This is a genomic window from Endozoicomonas sp. 4G (genome assembly GCF_023822025.1).
Taxonomy (GTDB): domain Bacteria; phylum Pseudomonadota; class Gammaproteobacteria; order Pseudomonadales; family Endozoicomonadaceae; genus Endozoicomonas_A.
Map to the genome: position 1 here is coordinate 911,119 of NZ_CP082909.1, position 19,510 is coordinate 930,628.

Below are 19,510 nucleotides of genomic sequence, written 5' to 3' on the forward strand. Positions count from 1 at the left end.
TGGGGTTGTAAATGAAAAAAAAATGCCTGGTGGCGGGTGTCAATTGCTGGCACAAAAGACCCGTTGTGCATCAAGTTCAGCATATAAAACTCTTGAAAATTGCTGTGTTTTTTATGGAGTGGCGGGCATTGATTATATTAAAGAAGACGAAGTGTACGACGGAGCTCTGTATATACATACCAGGGGGTTCGAAGAGGGGAAGAAGGATCCTTCAATCACTATGTACTTTTTGAGTGATGAAGAGGATCGCCTGATTAAGTTTGATCATAAACAGTTGCTTGAATATGCCAACCTTAAATCCTTTTACGATAAGAGTAATGGCAGGTATTACACTCACCTTAATAACCCGGTGGTTCGATTTTACGCGGGTCTTATGGATTTTATTAGAACCCACGGGGTCGTCAAAAATATTGAAAACGTAGTTGGCAGTGTTTACAGCACCAAAATAATCGGAGATGACCAGAAGAATCTGATGAAAGGTAAGAGTGGCCGTAATTTCTTCGAGGGATCATCTGGCGATGACCAGATTGTCACCGGGAGTGAGTTTGATGAAGTCTATGGCGGAGCCGGGCGGGATACCATATCTATTGAGGCCTCAGATAAAAGCCGGAAATACATCGACGGCGGCCCTGGTGATGACAGGGTCTCATACGCCCAAAGTAAACAGGGCTTGACCATTAGGCTTAACAGAAAGCAATTTTCGGTTAAAGACTGGGGAGATGTGTATGACAATGTCGAAGTCTTCGAGGGAACCGATCACAACGATATCATGGATGGGAATGATGAAAGCACTACCTTTATTCCCCGGGCTGGCAATAACCTGGTGTATACCCGCAAGGGTAATGACACGGTACTGGCTGATGGTGGGCGCACGGAAATCTGGTTAGAAAAAGGAAGTAATAAGGTTTTCCTGAAGGCTGGGGATCATATTGTCCATGGTGGCAAAGGCAATGATGAAATTTATTTTTCGGATACCACTCACACCCGGCATCTGATTCAGGGTGGAGGAGGCAGGGATCAGCTAATCAGTACTCTGCGGCCCACTGTTACGTTGAGATTCAAACGGCTGTTGACTCCTACAGTTGTACCGAGCACACAACCAACAACAACGCCTCCATTTTTCCTATTCCCAAAATATGTTCACCCTAAACATTTTTTTCGACCTGTTTTTGTTCCCCTGGAGAAACCTCAATGCACAACTTTTGCACCTGTTCGCCTGGTGGTGGATCTTGCGAATAATGTATTAAAGCTAAAGGTTTTGGATCTCTACGATGCCGCTAAAGGCGAGACAAGAATAAAGCCTGGCAAGTTTTCCAAGGACAGTGTGTTTCGGTTGTCATTCGATTTAGCGGGAAAGCAGAGAGTAAAAGAAGTGGCACCGGGCGACTTCATAAAAGGAGAAGCAACGATAAGCTGGGGAAGCATTGTTCAGGGTGTATCAATGGACTCAGGTTTGGAGTCGCTTGTTGCTAATGCTGCCCTTGATGTTGACCTGAAGTGGTCGCCAGATCATAAAACAAAAGTGACCACTAAAAATGGAAAAAGAACAGAGCAGGTAACTACGACGTACTTGGGAAGATGTCTGTCCAAATGGTTGGTTGAATTCTCAACAATTGTTTCGCCACCAGTGACCATCGACTTAACCTACAAAAAAGACGGGCACTTGCAGGTGCAAAATGTAACGACCCTGGTCGCTCAGGACGGTGATGACAGGATTACCGGAAACCCCGATGAAAATAATAGAATTATCGGGGGCAGCGGTAATAATCGTTTAATTGATAGGGGCGGAGATAACCAGTTCTCTACAGGAATGGGAGATAACACCATCACCGCCGGCCCCGGATACGATACGCTTTTGTATCAGGTGGCGACCCGGACCTGGCTGAAATCTCGGCCCTTTATCCCCTACACGCTGGATGCTATTTCGGTGGATATGGCCAGCAGAAGGGTTCGTCATACATGGAAAGCCGATGACGGAAAATCTCCCGACAAATCATTTTCAGATCGGTTTACCGACATTGACCATATTGTTGGTACTGGCAATAACGATCACTATTCCGGATCGGACGATAACGAGCAATACACCACGGGCGGTGGCGACGACACTGTGGATATGGGCGGAGGCGATGATCTGGTTATTGTTCTGGATTCCGGGCAGCCCAGCCTGAAGGGTGGTAGTGGCAACGATACCCTGGTGTTTGAAACAGATCAGGGCGTCTGGTTGGATCTGCAAGCGGGCAAGGCCAGGGTTGGAACCGGGGGGCTATTTCATGTCGCGGGATTTGAGCGGATCACCGGCAGTAAGAGTCGCGATACCCTTTACGGCGATGAGCATGATAATGTTTTCACTCCCCGGGCAGGCGACAAGCAGGAAGTCTATGGCAGAGGAGGCAACGATCGCTTTCTACTGTTTGAGGGAACCCACCTGGTTTCTGGCGGCAATGGCACGGATACCCTCGATTATCAGGCCCTGGTTTTACCCCCCGGTACCACGGGTGTCATGGTTCTACAGGATTATCAGGCACTGGCTGACGGCAAGGGCAGGCTTAATGGTACCAGCTGGTTTGACCCGGATTGGTCAGACTATGTCGAACAGGCCGGGTTGTCTTGTCCAAATGACGGCACCGTTGGCAGACCAGCCAATGTTTCGGTCACCTGTCGTTCAGGCTTTGTCGTCTTTCGTTATGAGGAGAGTTCGACTCCCGGATCGCGAGGCATCAAAGATCAGTTATACGACATTGAAAACCTGTTTGGCAGTCAGGGTGACGATGTCCTTTTCCTGACGTTGGCCGAACATTCAGCCAATGGGGCTGATGGCAATGACCGCCTGGTGGATCTGTCTGGGGGGGCAACCCTGAACGGTGGCAAAGGCGATGACATACTCCATGCCAGCCCTCGAAATGATAGTTTGGGCACTACCACGGTGGGTGGGCCAGGTTTTGATCTCCATTATGGCGGCCCTGGCGATGACAAAATGATTGCGGATCAGGATCCTGACCGATTAATGGGCGATATAGGCAAGGATTTTTATCTCATCGACTGGCAGGCCAGGGGGTCAGTGATTGCTGACCCGGATAATGGCAATATGCTGATGCTCAGGGGCAAAGGGGCCAGCTTTGACACTATTGGGCTGGTACTGAATCGGAATTTCAGTCAGCTGGCCTTTCAAGACCAGGGGCAGTACTGGGTAAACATCACCATGGACGCTGTGCCAAGAAGAGTTCGTCCTGATGGCAGCCTGGACACTGGGCATTTTGTCGAAGCACTCCATCAGCATTTTCCTTATCTGCGCGTTGAGGATACTGAAAAAGGTAACAAAACTGCTGCGGCTCCCCTGACCAAGCAAGACTTAAAGCTTTTTTATCAGGACCGGTTAATAAAGGATATCCGGCTGGACAACATCCTGATTGCAGAGGCTGACGATCAGGTGCCTTATGCTGGTGGCATCGGCAATGATGACCTGATGGCACTGGGCTGCCGGAAACCCAACCAGACGGAAGGCATCTCTGGCTGCCGCTACCAGCTCTACGGTGAAGAGGGGCATGATACTTTTCTGGTGCGCAATACGACAGCGTATGTCTATCCGGGACCCGGCCATAACCAACTTGCTGCGGGTGAAGGGGCCAGGGTTTTTGTCAGTTTTGATCCGGATCAATCACAAACCTTCGCGCTCTCGTTGCCATCTCCGCCAGAACAGCTCAGGGCTATTTCCTGGCAGTCCGTTGAACCGGGGGAACTGGTTAGCGGCGGGCCCCAAAATTCCACTAACGCAACCTTGAGCGTTGCCGGGCCGAGAAACCTGGTGAAGCTGTCGTCTGAGTGTGATTCGATTGAGGTGACCCTGAGCCGTTATCCGGACTACCTGGAGTTGGGTGCCAGGTATTATCTTGATGGTCAGGGTACGGTTCGTGACTGGCTCCAGTCTATTGAACGATTGCCGGGTATGATTCCTGAACCGGATGGCCGACACGTCTTTGTCGCGGATAAAAACAGCAAAAAGGGGTTGTTTCAGCAGGGCGATGGTTACAGTGAGATTGTCGAGGCTCCGGGGCGTGCTGATTTGTTGGTGGTGAACGTTAATCGAGATAGCCAGGCTGTGTTTCGCAAAGAGAATGATGATCTGATGATTTATCTTTTCAAGGATGGTGAAAACCTGGAAACGACTTCTTTGACCAGCATTTCCGATCGGAGACGGTATCAGAATTATTTTAATCCCAACCATTCGGATCGGGTTGAGCGCATTGAGCTGGATCATAGAGTTTTGCGGTTGGAAGACGTATGGTCGCTCACCCGCGATTTTCCACAACCATTACAAATCCTCAACAAGGCAAGACTTGAGCAGGTAAGGGTGCTGGAACGCCAGGGGCAGTTGCTGCTGTTCTTTGGCGGGAATCATTTTCCCCTGGGAATGACGTTGGGTCAGTTGTGGCCCGTTGTCTGGGATGACTATAAGAGTGACCGTCAGCAGGTAACATTAAGCTGCCAGACTGTTCAGCCCACCCGAGGGGTGGAGGCAGTGTGTTCTATGTCGGCCATGGATTGGCGCGGGTTGGCCCAGGCTTACGGACAGGTGTTGTTTTCCGGGTCGGACATCAGTGATGAGCACTTGCACCAGCTTAGTGCCAGTAATGTGTTTGAGAAAACGGCTGGGTTCTGCCCGTTGAATGACATGGCTGAGTCTTCATCAAACTGTACAGTACGTCTGGGTACTTCGAGTGCTGACAAGTGGCACTCATCAGGAGAGACAGGTGCCTTTTTTGGGCTGGGCGGAAATGATCAGTTCACGGTCACGGATTTGCACTGGGATTATCTCGGGGGCGGTGAGGGCGATGATTCGCTGGTGCTTGCACCCAAAGCCTCCGGTACATCCTTTATTGTTGATGGCAACCAACAGCACATTGTTGTGGATGGGCAGGTAAAAGGCTCAGTGTCCGGATTTGAGTCTATCCACTGGCAGGTATCCGGTACTGGCCAATTTATCCCACCACCGGAGGTGAAACAGTTAACGGTTACCCTGGGGGATGTGCAGGTTAAAACCGGGGCCAGTCTAGAAAGCATTGTCGTTAGTGGCAGCGGGACTGTGCAACTGCTGGATACCGGTTGGAACTCGGTGACCATCTTAGACGATGGGGCCGGGCTTGAGAACGTCCATTTTAACCATCCGGGTATCAAGTTATCTGACCTGATGGTGCAAAGGTTTGAGCCAGCAACAACCTTTGGGAATATCCTGACGGGAGGGCAGATGACACTGTCCTTTTTTGTCAGTCCTGGTGTGTCTGGAGATGTGTCTGAAGATGTGTCTGGATCTGCCGAGGTTGAGTTGTTTGATTTTTCTGACTTGCCGGACAGCGACAAGGGAACAATGACCCTGTTGGTCAGTCAAGGGAAGGATCTGGTGATCAGGATAGTACCTTCTGACAGGAAAGAACGAAGGATTGTTGTCAACGACTTTTTCTCACCGGGCAAAAAAACGCACCTGCTGGTGTCCCAGAATCAGAGCGATTTGATGATTTACCAAAATGGCCAGCTTATCCAGTCTGAAGTGCTTGCCCCTCTGCCTGTGGCTTTACGCAGCAGAACGCAGATTGGGGACAATGCCAGAGTGGAGGCAGTGGTTTTGGTGGCTGGCAGCGTTAACCCCAGAACCGCAGGTTTGCTGGCAGAAACACCCAACGGAAAGTTGACTCGGTTAAAACGAATCGATTCCCCTGAGCTGGGTGTGGTGGTCAAAGGGGGCGGTCCGAAGACTGTCACCGTGGGTCAGCAGCGCTTAACTCTGGATCAAGTGCATAGTGCTTTTGTTGAGAGCCAAAGCATGGAATCTTTGGAAAACTTCCGGAAGGATGACGAATTAACGGAGCCAAAGGTTAGCCCCGACGCTGCGAGTTCAGTGACCACCGCCACTCCAGTACTTGCAACTTCAAAGCCTGCTGCTACTGTCGTAAGTCAGCTTGCCCCCTCAAAAAGCACTCAGATTACTCAGGCAACACCGACTCCTACCCAATTAAAGCCAAGTGTTGAGTCTTTTGAGTTTCCTGATTTTCCATTAACGGTTCTTAAACAGGAGGCGCCTGAATCCAAAATACCGGGGTTAGGAGATCTGATTGACAGGGCAAACTCCGGTGAGCCTGAGTTCAAGGGGCTTGAATCCCTTCCATGTTTTTCCAGTGGCTTGCCTGCCAGCAGGGAGAGCGGTAATAAAAGTCAGTTTTCGTACAACAGACTTCAGTGCAATGAAAGTTCTGTCCAGTTGCTTGATAATCAGCAGGCACCTCAACTGCTGGCTCCCCAGGGTACTCAATGGTCGGTATCGGGATTAAACTGCTCTGCGCTTTGCTTGCCTCTGGTGCCTACGGGGGTCTTTCCTGTCCCGACTGGTTCTTCTTCTTTGCCCAACCAGCATGAATGCTTTTTGCCCTGTAATGTAACAGGTTCAGCGATGGATGCCGAAGAGGGTGAAAGTTACAAAATAACCAGGTTAACACCATTTTCTTATGGAGAGGCCATCAACTGTTACATGCCGTGTCAGGGCCCAGCAGCTGAAATGGCAACCGAGTACAATCAGCCAGTTGAGGTCGATCTTGATGAGCAACGGGTAACATCGGGTCAGACACTAGACGTGCTTCTTCAAGAGATCAGGGATTTTAAATGGAACAGTAAGACTGATGTTTTATTAAGGGGAGATGACTTTGACAACACCCTTGAGCTGGGCTCGTCCGCCTTAAATGGGCGGGTTGAATCGGGGGCTGGGAATGACCATATAAGGCATCGATCCCCGGGGAAAATGGTTTATCAATACGAACAATGGGGCGGCATAGATCTTATACAGGTATTGGGAGAGGGCAATCTGGAGTTGGATTTTGGCGATGTAGCTATCAATGACATCACTTTAACGGAAAGTCTTGGCGTTGTTGAAGTTGGAGTCAAATTGAAATTCAAACATGAGGGTAAGGAAAAGGAAGTAGAAGACCTGTTTTATATCACCGGGAAATCCAAATCAGGAAAAGACAGTTTTGACCAGCCGCGTCTGACCGGTATTTGTTGTAGAGATGGCATTATTCAAAAGGATGACCTGAATATTCTTATTCAGAGTATTAACCAGTTTGAAAATAAGTTTCAAACGTCGGTTTCGCCATCAATCTCGCCGACTGCCGCCCGGAGTGTGCCGCTGGTTTCGACTTCCTTTGCCGGGTGAGTAGTCGAACCGGCTAAAGGTGGATTTTATGACTACGCAGGTAAGCCGAGCTGGTCAAAGAAAGCCCGGTTCCTCTCTTTTGCCGATTGCAGCAGGCGATCATAAGATACGACTTCAATGTAAGCATTTCGAGGCTTGTTATAACCAAAGAACCCCATTCCATCATAGGTTTCGGTCAGGCTCGCCAGCTCGCATCGTTCTACCATGGTTGGGGTTAAAAACAGTTCGCAGTAATTCGTTGATTCTCTCACGACCTGCTTTCAGGTTTTCACTCAGATAATTGCTCAGGTACTGCTTGCTTCTGGCCAGAACATGACGTTGCATATCTTTGAAACTGACTTCGACATCCTCAAGAATACCCCCTATATCATCAGCTATATCAAATGCAGTGCGCTCCGGACGAACATGGTCGTCCAGATAGTCGGATGAAATGTAGCAGGTATAGATGAACTCACCAGCCTCATCCGATATTTTGCCAAACAGCCCCGGGATTTGATGACTAATGGGAATTTCCTGCACCAGCCTGTTAGCCGCGCAAAGGGCGAGAGAGTGTTTCTTTTTGGTCGAAGCATGAAATTTTATGTGGGTCAGCCTGAACGAGCTTGCAGAGAGTTCACAACGGCTTCAAAAACCGGGAAAAGTCCATGACTCTTGCATTCCTTAACCTTCCTGCCAGATTGGTATGCAGGCTCATCGATAGGCTCCTCAGGCAGGAAGTGCTTTTTACCAAAATTCAGCTAACTGAAACATTCTATACAAGTACCCAGAGGGCTGCTGACTTTATTATTGCTCAGGCATTGCGGAGCTTCCCGGTGCTGGTCAGAATCAAGGCTTTTTAGTTGATAGCTGGTTATCAGTATCAAAGAAGTCTCTGGATCCAGTTTAATCCTTCATTGAGCAGTGGGCTTGCATGCTCTATAACAGAAAGTGTGCTGTCCAGTGTCCCGAGGTTCAACAATTGAGAACTGAATTCAGCCTCAATAATCTCAAGGCCGTTAGTGGCGTTAGCATCATCAGCGTATAAATCGGGCGTATACGCAGCAGTCAGTCGTTCGAGGCCCGTTTTGTACTGATCGGTTTTTTTGAAGTCTTCATTTACAAAGGTAGTGATGACTCGTGGGTCTAATGTCTTTTCACCAAATTTATTGCGCCAATCCCGATTATTGGCCAGAGAGGTCAGGCGATTCAGAATGAATTCTGTACCCTTAACAGCCTGCTCGGCCAAAGTGGTCACAACAAATCGCTCCACTCTTGGGTCAAACAACAGCGGGCTCGAGAGTTCACTGAGTCCGGCTCTCAAGTCAATCAGGATCAAATCCGCCTGAAGTTGATTTCCCAGCTTTTGCAGCATATCGGTACAACGCCAGGGTTGTTCATAGGTTCGCGCAAGGTGTTCTGGTCGAACAGAAATGTTGATTAATTGAGCCATTCCCGATTTGCATTCACTGTGTTTTTCAATATCTGCTTCACTATCGGAAAAAGCAGGGAGCAGGCAGTACTCAAAACCGGCTTCACTTTTTGTATAACGATCAAGCTCTTTGGCAAAAGTGGCAATCGTGGTTGACTCATCAACCGCCGGATAGTGGCTGGCTTCCAGAAACTGAATCCATGATACATCCGGTTTATCGCTGTCTTTGAACAAATAGGTCAGGCCCGGCGCTTTGATATCAGCATCGACAAGCAACACTTTTAATTTCTCACGATTGTTTTCACGATGGTGGAAGTTCACCTGAAGCGCCTTGAAAAATGTCAATAATGAAGTGGTGCGGCCAACACCTCCTTTAAAGGAGTGAAAGGCTGCAAGTCTGCACTTCCCTTCGAAAGGTTCAGGGCTTTTTGGCAGTATTGACATTGCTCCATCATAACCAAGGTCTTTCCAAAGTGGCCTTGGATGGCGTGGGTTCTGTTCTTCGCAGTCCGTGATAATTTCAACATCTATCGAGCTTTGTGAGCCGTAAGCCAGCGCTATTTTTCGTTCATCATGATGCCAGTTATTTCCAAATACTGTTTTTACAAAATCGAAGGCAAGGGTTTGATCGTTACCTTCAAGGTCTATTTCGATCGCTTCACTGTAAGTACGGATATCAGCTATACCCTCAGGAAAGTGTGTAAAGTTCTGAGTTTTGGATGCCAGCAGTCGTTCGGCATCCAGCCAGCTATAGAGGTTCATTAACACTGCTCCCTAACCCAATGACAAATATTCTCAAGAGTTTGAGTGATATGTGTATGATCTGCCTGATTTTTAATTTTAACGCCATACCGCCAAACCAGATTCAACTTACTTGCCGGGTAGGTGGTCGAGCCAGCTAAAGGTAGATTTTATTTTTCCTGTTAGATGCATAACGCCCTTATAATAAGCGCTGTCATTAATTTGAACATTATCGGGGAATACCCTGTTGAAGATGATCTGGCTGATTCAATTTCTGATGACTGTATCGAGCTGGATAACGAGCTGGATAGAGAGTAGCTTTCAGAAGCTGTGGCCATGCTGTTTAATTTGACTTCATATTTGTGATGATCCTGATGAATATCCATTAACTCAGCAACAAGTGCTGTTGAATTAAAAAATAGTTCGGTACCCTTTCCGGGACATGATGTTTGTGTTTTTTCATTAATTGTTATTGGAATTATCGTAATATTCCCTTCATAGTTTCGTAATGCATTTGGAATAACGATGTTTGTTTTGTCTGTATAGTAGCTGTCACCATCAAATTTAATCATGAATAGCTCGGCATCAGAGGTTGCCGTCCATGATAAAACAGGCTTTTTTTCAAAGTATTTCATTTCCGGGTGATAGACGTGCCCAGGCACTGAATGATTAAATTTAATATTTTTAAATGTATTGCACTCAGACTCGGTGGAACTTTGAAAAGAACCTGAATCGTGCCTGTCTCTACAGCATTTAATGTTATGAAATTCGATCGAACCTTCAGGCATCACTGTATTAATGATTAAATCACTGTAACCGGCATTAACAGAACCTTTTTGAGGCGGGGAGCAACGAGAGCAAGAATATTTTTTAACGCAAAATGCATTTGCTACAACGCGATCGTTGCAACGACATCGACTATTGATCGAATGACCGCAGTTATAATCAGAAAATTCATAGGTTTCTGCTGCCAGCTGCTGGAAATCAGGTATGTTTTGTCGCTCATCCGTATAACTGTAATTTAATATCGGGCATGAAACACTGCCATTATCTGTTTTCTCCAGGCATCTGTGAGTTCCATCCTTATGTCTATAAAGGGTGCCAGAGCAGTCAAAATGTGTCGTACAAACACCCGCGGCTGTTCGGGTGGTAACAGAGAATTCCGGATGCTGCTCTGTGCCACACTGCAATTTCAGAAGTATATGGTCAACTCCGGGACAAAGCCGGTTGTCACTCAATGTCGTAAGGGTTTGAGAACGGGCAGGTATTATTATCAACAGCATACAGGCATAAATCCAACCCGTACTAAATAATAATGAGAAAATAATTGATTTGTTATGTAATTTTTTCTTCACCGTTGGATATAATAAACTGTTCATTATGGATTCGCCTTTAACGTAGCCACTCGAAGTGACCCAGTTTAATGACAGGAATTTGCATTAAAGAATACGCTTGCTTCTTTACCATATCTTTTGCCTTCTCGTGTAAAGAAGAGGGTTTTTAGCTTGATCAAACCGCTTGACAGAGATGGGCTTTCCATGAAATCAAGAATTTGCAACTCAGTTTCATTGGCAGGCCTTATCAATGAATCCACTTGCCCTGGAAGATCCACTGAAATAAATCCAGTGTTAACAGGATCAATCTTTTGCCATTTCAATACAGGGTTGCCTTTTTCTCCACAACTGATGTTGATCCCGGTTATTGTGCTGGAGGAACTGTCCTTTATGACAAAGTTTTCGATTTTTGTCCTGCTCGAACCCGTATTGTTTTTGCAATGGAAGTTACTCAGCGTCACAGAGCCTTCTGGCATCGTAAAATCAAAGCTGATGCGACTATAAGCAATATAACCAACCGTTCTGATGACACAGTGTCCTTTAGGGCATTTCTTTCTGGGGCAGCCCACTTCATTAGGGATAGAACAATAAGCCTGCGCATACGTGCATCTCAGACACTTATTATTTGAACAACCCACTCCAGAGACACAGCTGACTTGTGAATAGTCAGAATTAATCTTTTTCGTTTTATAAACCGGGTAATAGCGATGATCGATTGATAATGCTGCGCAATCATAACCTTCTCCTTGCATCAGGCGCACATTGCATCGGCCATCCCGAATGTTAGAGCAATCAAAAGAAAATACGCAGTGATCACCGATTTTCAGCTCGAGCTGGATCGACTCATCCAAACCGCAGTAAAGACTGTATGAGATATTCTCTCCTTTGTAGGCACTGTCCGGAAGTGTCAGCGACAAATCCTCCGCATAAGCCTGAATACATAAAAACGTTAAAAGAACACAGGCTACACCAAAAAATCTGGCGAATGAACTACCCTGGGGCAAGCCCACGGTTATCGTGGGCTGGACGCACTCCGGTGCAGTAGTACGGGAGCAAGTTGAAAGGTTACGGAGGTTAACGCTGAGTTGCATTGGCTTCCCCATGTCCGCTGATGGTTTGCTTTCGCGGTTAACATGGTAGCTGTCTTTTACCACTCCGACTGACATTTAGGAAATATCAATCTTCGGTTTTAGGTTTGAGTGCGACACCACTCGTCGCAGGGGTGTTTTATAAAGATCATTCGCATTTTTGATGAAGACATTGGTGACTCGCAGTAAAACCCAAACTTTTTTTTGCAATTGCCCCGATTGCCGGTATGATATGGCGCCTTTATTAAAGCCCCGGTATCTGGTCGCAAGATATCAGGGTATTCCTTTGGAGAAAGAAAAATGTCTGAAGCTATCGCTCTGAGCGCTGTTGCACGCAAGGACGTAGGGAAAGGTGCGAGCCGCCGCCTGCGTCGTGCAGAACTGGTACCTGCCGTTATTTACGGTGGTGAGCAGGAACCTGCGCAAATCACCCTGGAAGCCCGTGCTATCCGTAAGGCACTGGAATCTGAATCTTTCTACTCCCAGATCGTTACCCTGGACGTAGAAGGCGCTTCCCAGCAGGTTATCCTGAAGGACCTGCAACGTCATCCTGCAAAAGACTATGCTATGCACCTGGACTTCCTGCGTGTTGACGCTACTCATGCAGTGACCACTCACATTCCACTGCACTTCCTGAACGAAGAAAGCTGTGTCGGTGTGAAAGCCGGTGGCGCTATCACTCACGCTCGTGTTGAAGTGGAAGTTAAGTGTCTGCCTGCTGACCTGCCTGAATTTATCGAAGTTGACATGGCTGATGTTGAGCTGGGTGGTCACATTCATCTGACCGACCTGACCATGCCTAAGGGTGTTGAGCTGGTTGCCCTGCAGCAGGGTGAAGGCCACGATCTGGACGTTGCTTCTGTTCAGACTACCCGTGGTGGTAAAGAAGAAGCTGAAGAAGCAGCTTCTGAAGAAGAAAGCGGCGAAGAGTAAGAGGATATTATGGCGAAAGATCACTCGATTAAGCTGGTTGTCGGACTCGGCAACCCTGGTGCTCAATACGATGATACTCGCCATAATGCCGGTTTCTGGTACGTGGAGCAGTTGGCTCGCGCTTATGGTGCCAGTCTGCAGCCCGAGAAGAAATTCTTTGGCTTGGCTGCCCGCGTTACCATCAATGGACAGGATGTCCGTCTGCTAAACCCGACCACATTTATGAATCGCAGTGGTCAGGCGGTGGGTGCTATCAGTACCTTCTTCAAGATTCCCCCTCAATCTATTCTTGTTGTTCACGATGAGTTGGACTTGCCTGCCGGTGTCGGTCGTCTGAAGCAGGGCGGTGGTCACGGTGGTCATAATGGTCTTCGGGACATTATTTCAGCATTGGGAAACAATAAGGACTTCCTGCGTTTGCGTCTGGGTATTGGTCATCCGGGTGACAGTAAGGAAGTGGTCAATTATGTGCTGAGCAAGCCTTCCGTGGCGGATCGTCAGAAGATTGATTCTGTGATCGACGAAGCGGTTCGTATTTCCCCTGAAGCCTTTAGCGGTGCTCGAGCCAAGGCTGTTCAGGAGCTGCATACTTTTAAAGCCTGACTTCAGGATGGTCTGATATTCAGTTTGGGTATTGGCCAGTAGGCCTTGCCGTCGTTGGGGTTTTCTCCCCGTTTCAAAGCCTGGTCCACCAGTTTGCAGATCAGCGTATCAAAGGGTATTCCTGCGTGTCTGGCACCGTCTGGAAACAGGCTGGTGGGTGTCATTCCTGGCAGGTTATTGAGTTCTGAAAATATGGGGTCTCCCGATTCAGGAACAATAAAGTCAGAGCGACTCAGGTCATGACAGCCGAGAATCTGGTGGGCTTTCAGGGCAATCTGCTGCACTTTCTGATATTGCTCATCCGGGATTCTGGCAGGAGTGACATGGTTGCTGAGACCCGGTGTATAACGGTGAATATAGTCATACCAGGCGCCGTCTGGTGTGGTGATTTCGGTAACGGGCAGAACCTGATAGTCATCCAGATGAAGTACGCCAGCGGTGATTTCCCGACCGCTGACAAACTCTTCAACCAGTAGTTTTTCGTCCATTTGCAGGCCGGTTTTCAGCTTGTTCAACAGGTCTTCATAACCCATGGCAAACTGGACGCCAATCCCTGAACCCTGGCCTGGCGGCTTGATGATGACCTTATGCCCAAGGGATTCGATACAGTCGAGGGTGGCGTCTTCACAGTTGTCGCTGCGATAGACGATTCTGTCTTTGGCCATGGGGATGCCAGCAGCCTGAAGCAGGCGTTTGGTCACCACCTTATCCAGAGAGCAGGCGCTGGCCAGGGCGCCAGAACCTACGTACGGGATGCTCATAATATCCAATAGTCCTTGCAGGCGACCATCTTCACCATAAGGGCCGTGGGCGACCGGAAAAGCCACGTCAACCCGTTGGGCTATGAGTTGTTCCGGAAGTGTTGCGTCGAGTTCCAGGTGAACCACTCTGCCATAATGTTGTTCCAGGCAGGGGGTGATACGGCTCGCCGAGAGTCTGGAAACATCGGCTTCGGGAGACAGGCCGCCGCAGATGACGGCAATGGTTTTGCTTTTGTCAGGCATTCTTCAAATGACTTCAGTTTTGGTTGCGATCAGACAAGCCTAGTACATCAGCCCAATCTGACCAGTCGGAGCGTATTCATAGTCAGGCGCAACAGATGGCATAATGCTGGTGTCATTTCAGGTCGGGCCTTATAATCCTTCACCAAATTTTTGATTGATTTTCCCCTGGTAACTTATTGTGGGTTTTTTTTATGGGCTTTAAATGTGGCATCGTTGGTCTGCCCAACGTCGGTAAATCAACACTGTTCAACGCTTTAACCAAGGCTGGGATTGATGCAGAAAACTTCCCTTTCTGTACTATCGAGCCAAATGCGGGGGTGGTGGCTATGCCTGACCCTCGTTTGAACAGGCTGGCAGAGATCGTTAAGCCTGAGCGTGTGCTACCCACTACCATGGAGTTTGTCGACATTGCCGGTCTGGTAGAAGGTGCCTCCAAGGGCGAAGGTCTGGGTAATAAATTCCTGGCCAACATTCGTGAGACCGATGCCATCGCACACGTGGTTCGTTGCTTTGAGAATGACAATGTTATCCATGTGGCCAACAAGATCGATCCGGCGGCAGATATTGACATTATCAATATCGAGCTGGCCATGGCCGATCTGGAAAGCTGTGAGAAGCAGTTGCAGCGGGTGACACGAGTGGCTAAAAGCGGTGACAAGGACGCCAAGGCCCAGAAAGCCCTGCTGGAAAGAATTGTGCCTCATCTGGAAGAGGGGAATCCTGTTCGCTCTCTGGCCATGTCCGATGAGGAGCAGAAGCTGACCAAAACGTTCCACCTGCTGACCACCAAGCCCACCATGTACATCGCCAACGTTGATGAAGATGGCTTTGACGATAACCCTTATCTGGATGTTGTCCGCGGCATTGCAAAGAGCGAAGGCTCTGTTGTAGTGACGGTCTGCAACAAGCTGGAAGCCGAGATTGCTGAACTCGAAGATGAAGAGCGGGATGAGTTCCTGGCCGACCTGGGTATGGAGGAACCGGGTCTGGACCGGGTGATCCGCGGTGGTTATGAGCTTTTGGGGCTACAGACCTACTTCACTGCCGGTGTTAAAGAAGTTCGTGCCTGGACGGTGAAAATCGGTGCCACGGCTCCCCAGGCTGCGGGTGTGATTCACACTGACTTTGAGCGTGGATTTATTCGTGCTGAAGTAACGGCTTATGATGAGTTTGTTCAGTACAACGGTGAACAGGGTGCCAAGGAGGCTGGTCGACTCAGAGTGGAAGGTAAAGATTACATCGTTAAAGATGGCGATGTTATGCATTTCCGGTTCAATGTCTGATTCATCTTCAAAAATACGAAGCAGGATAGGGATTTTCTGAAGGTTCTTAAAAAAGCCGCTGAAACAGTTGACAGGAAGCCGTGAAATCCTGAAAATGCGCTCCATCTTTCGGCGGCTAGGTAGCTCAGTTGGTTAGAGCACAGCACTCATAATGCTGGGGTCGGCAGTTCGAATCTGCCCCTAGCTACCATCCTTCAGCGGTTTGTAAATAAGCGACTGATGACGTAGAGTCGAAAGGGTTCACGGAATGTCCATACCCTATAAACATTTCGTATTTGCTGGGGTGTCGCCAAGCGGTAAGGCAGCAGGTTTTGATCCTGCCATGCGGGGGTTCGAATCCCTCCACCCCAGCCACTTAAAATGGCTAGGTAGCTCAGTTGGTTAGAGCACAGCACTCATAATGCTGGGGTCGGCAGTTCGAATCTGCCCCTAGCTACCATTTTACTGGGGTGTCGCCAAGCGGTAAGGCAGCAGGTTTTGATCCTGCCATGCGGGGGTTCGAATCCCTCCACCCCAGCCATCTTTCTAAATCCCGACTAAAAACAGTTGGGGTTTTTTCATTTCATTAAATAATGCCCAGCTTGTTTTAATCGGCAGGTTTGTTATCTGTTGTTATTGCGGATAGTCAAGCGCCGAAAATATCACCATAATCCCCCCGTTCGTTTGGATTTGATCCAACTGGGCGTTAAATGAGTTGGGGGCGGAAACCGGCCTACACAGAGCTTGCTCTGTAAAACCACCACCAAATCTTTAGAATTGGTGGTGGTAGTTTATTAACAAGAATTCGTCATCAAAGAAAAAACTGTTTAGGTTCTTTTCTGAAAGATGAGCACGAGTAACCCGTCGTCTAACGATTTGACATTCTATAAAGCTGAGGCCTGTTTTGGATTTTGCACTCACTCTTGATTGGGCGGTTTTACTGTTTCTTATTGCGGTTCTGGCCGGTTTTGTTGACTCTATTGCCGGAGGGGGTGGCTTGATTACCGTTCCTGCGCTTCTGGCGGTGGGGCTTTCTCCGGCGCAGGCGCTGGCCACTAACAAATTACAGTCCACGGGGGGGGCTTTTTCTGCCAGTGTCTATTTTGTTCGCCGGGGGCTGGTGAATCTCAGGGAAATGCGTTTCGCCATTTTCATGACCTTTGCTGGCAGTGCCGCAGGCACGATTCTGGTTCTGTTGATTGATGCTTCAGTGATGAGGCAGGTTATTCCTTTCCTGTTAGTGGGTATTGCCGCTTACTTTATTCTTTCCCCCAGCGCTCGAAATACCGAAGCGTCTACCGCCAAAATGAGCCTGACGGCTTTTGCCTGTACGGCAGGGGTGGGTGTCGGCTTTTATGATGGTTTCTTTGGGCCGGGTACCGGCTCTTTCTTTGCCATCGCTTTCGTTAGCCTTCTTGGTTATTCCCTGACCATGGCAACGGCTCATACCAAGGTTCTGAACTGCACCAGTAATGTGGCTTCCCTGCTGTTCTTTATCCTCGGTGGCCAGGTTGTCTGGGCGGTAGGGCTTGTCATGCTGGCAGGTCAGTTCATTGGTGCCAGGCTGGGATCAAGAATGGTGATGAAGCGTGGTCAGCAGATTATTCGTCCCATGATTGTCATTATTTCATTAGTGATGACCGGCAAACTCATGTGGGACGAATACGGGCACTGGCTTTTTTAACAGTTTTTCTGCGCAAGTGGCGGTTTGGCGTTATGATAGATAGTCCGTAAAGTGTTGGGGTTCTCGTGGCCTCATCACTAATTTTGGCAAGAATAACCTCGCGCAAGTGCAAGTATTTGAATGGATAGCAGTTGGCTCAGTGCATTGTTTGGGGGCGTTTATCTTGCCCTGATTATCGCCTTTGGCATTCACATCATTATGCAGCGCAGGCCGGTAGGGGTGACGCTGGCCTGGATACTGTTGCTGTTTATTCTGCCGGTGGCTGGATTCTTCTTTTATCTGCTGTTTGGCTCAAGGCGTCTGGGGCGAAGAAGGCTCCGCCGTCTGGAAAGCCTCTATCCCGACCACGAGCAGTGGTCTGGCCACCTTTCGAGAGTCATTGTTCGGCGACAGGGTGAGTGTTCCTCCAATACCCCTCATACCGGTGTCTACAAGCTGGCGGAGCAGACTTTGGACATTCCTGTGCTGCCCTGCAGTAAGCTTCAGCTGTTTCATGAAACCGATACGATTCTTCATGGCCTGTTACAGGATATAGAAAAAGCCAGACAGAGCATTGTGCTGGAATTTTATATCTGTCAGCCCAAGGGACGCATCAAGGTTCTGGCGGAAGCTTTGATCAGAGCCTCTCAGCGGGGGGTTGACTGCATGGTTATTCTGGATGCCGTGGGTAGCCGTCGTTTTCTCCGCAGTGAGTGGGCAAGACGTTTTCGCCGGGAAGGCATCAGTGTTACCAGCTCTATGCCGGTTGGTTTGCTGAGAATGCTGTTTGAGCGGGTTGATATTCGCAACCATCGCAAAATTCTGGTAATTGATGATGAGATTGCCTGGAGTGGCAGTTTTAACCTGGTTGATCCCGTCTACTTTCGCCAAAGGGCTAATGTCGGGCAATGGGTCGATGCCATGGTCAGGGTGGAGGGCATTCCGGCCCATGTTATGGGGGTGATTGCCCATTGGGATAAAGCACTTGAGACGGGTGAGAAACATTCGTCGTTTAATGCCACTTATGAGTTTCCACCTTCTTGTCTGGATAGTTATACCGGTGCTGATGCTCACGTACTGCCATCAGGGCCGGGTATCAACCGGGAAAGGCTTCATCAGGTGTTGCTGACCGCCATTTACGAAAGCAAGGAAGAGCTGCTGATATCTACGCCTTATTTTGTTCCTGACGAATCATTGTTGGTTGCCCTCAAGTCCGCGGCCATGCGAGGGGTGGATGTTCAGTTGCTGCTTCCTCACAAAAACGATTCCAGAATGGTTCACCATGCCAGTCGTTCCTACTATGAAGACCTGTTAAAGGCCGGGGTGAAAATATTGCAGTTCAAGGGTGGGCTGCTGCATACCAAGTGTGTTCTGGTGGATCGGTCGACCATTCTGTTTGGCACGGTCAACCTGGATATGCGCAGTGTCTGGCTGAATTATGAAGTGACTATGATCATCTATGACAGAGCCTTTAGCCAGACCATGGCGACGCTTCTCGATCAGTATATGCAAAGTTCCGAGCGTGTTCGTTTGTCGGTATGGAATCAGCGATCTGTCACCAAACGATTCCTTGAAAGCCTGTTTCAGTTGTTAAGTCCGTTGCTGTGAGTTGCGGTTAAGAGCCTCTGTTGTTTAACAAGCAGAAGCTCTTAACCAAAAGCTCTTAACAAAAGTGCATTGTCTTATTTATAGAGTTCCAGAGAGTCAACGGTTATGGAGTACAGGGTTTCTGTGTACTCAGACTGGGTGGTCTCAACGTTCAGGGTGCCTACCAGCCAGTAAGGGGTATAGCCCGCTTCCTCAACCTTGATCCCCTTTTCTTTCTCCTTGAATTTCACATAAATGGTCTGGTTAGGTGGTGGCGGTGGTACGTGGATGCAGGCGCCCATGGTGGGCACCAGCAACAGTTCCGTTGCTCGCTGGTTTTTATCGAGATTGAGTGGTACCAGGTAGCCGGGGATTTTGACCTTGCGTTTATTCAGTCTTGCAACAGGCGTCTGGCCCAGCTTATCCAGGTAGGCGATGACCTCGTCTCTGCCCATGTCTCCGGCCTGGTAGCTGTTAATGACCTTCTGGTCCGGTGCCGGCATCAGCTCATCCCAGGTGATTTCTATGACTTCTGCCTGAGGGGTTGGTTTTTCTACCGGTTTGTCCTGAGTGGCTGGTTTTTCTACCGGTTTGTCCTGAGTAGCTGGTTTTTCTACCGTTTTGGCCTGAACGGTGACTACTGGCAACAAAGCCAGTAGCATCGTCAGTATCAGGGGTTTTCCTGTTTTCAT

The 19,510-nt window shown here is 48.7% G+C and carries 12 protein-coding genes and 4 tRNA genes (1 of these 16 cut by a window edge); 10 read left to right on the forward strand and 6 right to left on the reverse strand.

The features are described from left to right. On the forward strand, positions 1-7,195 hold the end of the coding sequence (locus K7B67_RS03395) for an anthrax toxin-like adenylyl cyclase domain-containing protein (RefSeq protein ID WP_252178975.1). It extends 22,265 nt beyond the left edge of the window; 7,195 of the gene's 29,460 nt are visible here — the last part of the coding sequence; its start codon lies off the left edge, out of view; the stop codon is at positions 7,193-7,195. A 162-nt stretch (positions 7,196-7,357) separates the two neighbouring features. Here K7B67_RS03395 and K7B67_RS03400 read toward each other — a convergent pair whose 3' ends face one another. The 4 genes from K7B67_RS03400 to K7B67_RS03415 form a co-directional block, all read right to left on the reverse strand. Beyond that, the gene (locus tag K7B67_RS03400; RefSeq protein ID WP_252178976.1) at positions 7,358-7,714 is read right to left on the reverse strand and encodes a hypothetical protein; all 357 of its coding nucleotides are present in this window, start codon (positions 7,712-7,714) and stop codon (positions 7,358-7,360) included. 340 nt (positions 7,715-8,054) lie between these two features. Continuing rightward, the gene (locus K7B67_RS03405; RefSeq protein WP_252178977.1) at positions 8,055-9,365 is read right to left on the reverse strand and encodes a hypothetical protein; all 1,311 of its coding nucleotides are present in this window, start codon (positions 9,363-9,365) and stop codon (positions 8,055-8,057) included. A 161-nt stretch (positions 9,366-9,526) separates the two neighbouring features. Continuing rightward, a complete protein-coding gene (locus K7B67_RS03410; protein ID WP_252178978.1) occupies positions 9,527-10,723 on the reverse strand; it encodes a hypothetical protein in 1,197 nt (398 codons plus the stop codon). A 41-nt stretch (positions 10,724-10,764) separates the two neighbouring features. Then, positions 10,765-11,688, reverse strand: a complete 924-nt coding sequence (locus tag K7B67_RS03415; RefSeq protein ID WP_252178979.1) for a hypothetical protein — start codon at positions 11,686-11,688, stop codon at positions 10,765-10,767. 378 nt (positions 11,689-12,066) lie between these two features. Between K7B67_RS03415 and K7B67_RS03420 the strand changes: the two genes are divergently transcribed. Then, a complete protein-coding gene (locus tag K7B67_RS03420) occupies positions 12,067-12,699 on the forward strand; it encodes a 50S ribosomal protein L25/general stress protein Ctc (RefSeq protein ID WP_252178980.1) in 633 nt (210 codons plus the stop codon). 9 nt (positions 12,700-12,708) lie between these two features. Then, entirely contained in the window at positions 12,709-13,302 is a 594-nt protein-coding gene (gene pth, locus K7B67_RS03425; protein ID WP_252178981.1) for an aminoacyl-tRNA hydrolase, read from the forward strand. A gap of 2 nt (positions 13,303-13,304) precedes the next feature. On the opposite strand, the gene K7B67_RS03430 is transcribed toward pth, so the two are convergent. Next, positions 13,305-14,306 carry a D-alanine--D-alanine ligase gene (locus tag K7B67_RS03430; protein ID WP_252178982.1) on the reverse strand — a complete coding sequence of 334 codons (1,002 nt, stop codon included), beginning with the start codon at positions 14,304-14,306 and terminating at the stop codon, positions 13,305-13,307. Positions 14,307-14,497: 191 nt separating this feature from the next. Between K7B67_RS03430 and ychF the strand changes: the two genes are divergently transcribed. The 7 genes from ychF to cls all read left to right on the forward strand — a co-directional run bounded on the left by ychF (position 14,498) and on the right by cls (position 18,839). Beyond that, entirely contained in the window at positions 14,498-15,589 is a 1,092-nt protein-coding gene (ychF, locus tag K7B67_RS03435) for a redox-regulated ATPase YchF (protein WP_252178983.1), read from the forward strand. 113 nt (positions 15,590-15,702) lie between these two features. Continuing rightward, positions 15,703-15,779, forward strand: a tRNA-Met gene (locus K7B67_RS03440). Between the two features lie 89 nt (positions 15,780-15,868). Then, positions 15,869-15,943, forward strand: a tRNA-Gln gene (locus tag K7B67_RS03445). 8 nt (positions 15,944-15,951) lie between these two features. Beyond that, a tRNA-Met gene (locus K7B67_RS03450) sits at positions 15,952-16,028 on the forward strand. 6 nt (positions 16,029-16,034) lie between these two features. Next, positions 16,035-16,109, forward strand: a tRNA-Gln gene (locus K7B67_RS03455). Between the two features lie 363 nt (positions 16,110-16,472). Beyond that, positions 16,473-17,252, forward strand: a complete 780-nt coding sequence (locus tag K7B67_RS03460) for a TSUP family transporter (protein WP_252178984.1) — start codon at positions 16,473-16,475, stop codon at positions 17,250-17,252. Between the two features lie 120 nt (positions 17,253-17,372). After that, the gene (gene cls, locus K7B67_RS03465) at positions 17,373-18,839 is read left to right on the forward strand and encodes a cardiolipin synthase (protein WP_252178985.1); all 1,467 of its coding nucleotides are present in this window, start codon (positions 17,373-17,375) and stop codon (positions 18,837-18,839) included. A 74-nt stretch (positions 18,840-18,913) separates the two neighbouring features. On the opposite strand, the gene K7B67_RS03470 is transcribed toward cls, so the two are convergent. Continuing rightward, positions 18,914-19,510 (reverse strand): DUF3299 domain-containing protein, encoded by a 597-nt coding sequence (locus tag K7B67_RS03470; RefSeq protein WP_252178986.1) that lies wholly within the window; start codon positions 19,508-19,510, stop codon positions 18,914-18,916.

Bases quoted from the DNA above. Each gene is read 5' to 3' on its own strand.
- K7B67_RS03405 (WP_252178977.1), bottom strand. From the start codon at position 9,365: ATGAACCTCTATAGCTGGCTGGATGCCGAACGACTGCTGGCATCCAAA.
- K7B67_RS03410 (WP_252178978.1), bottom strand. From the start codon at position 10,723: ATGAACAGTTTATTATATCCAACGGTGAAGAAAAAATTACATAACAAA.
- K7B67_RS03420 (WP_252178980.1), top strand. From the start codon at position 12,067: ATGTCTGAAGCTATCGCTCTGAGCGCTGTTGCACGCAAGGACGTAGGG.
- pth (WP_252178981.1), top strand. From the start codon at position 12,709: ATGGCGAAAGATCACTCGATTAAGCTGGTTGTCGGACTCGGCAACCCT.
- K7B67_RS03430 (WP_252178982.1), bottom strand. From the start codon at position 14,306: ATGCCTGACAAAAGCAAAACCATTGCCGTCATCTGCGGCGGCCTGTCT.
- ychF (WP_252178983.1), top strand. From the start codon at position 14,498: ATGGGCTTTAAATGTGGCATCGTTGGTCTGCCCAACGTCGGTAAATCA.
- cls (WP_252178985.1), top strand. From the start codon at position 17,373: ATGGATAGCAGTTGGCTCAGTGCATTGTTTGGGGGCGTTTATCTTGCC.
- K7B67_RS03470 (WP_252178986.1), bottom strand. From the start codon at position 19,510: ATGAAAACAGGAAAACCCCTGATACTGACGATGCTACTGGCTTTGTTG.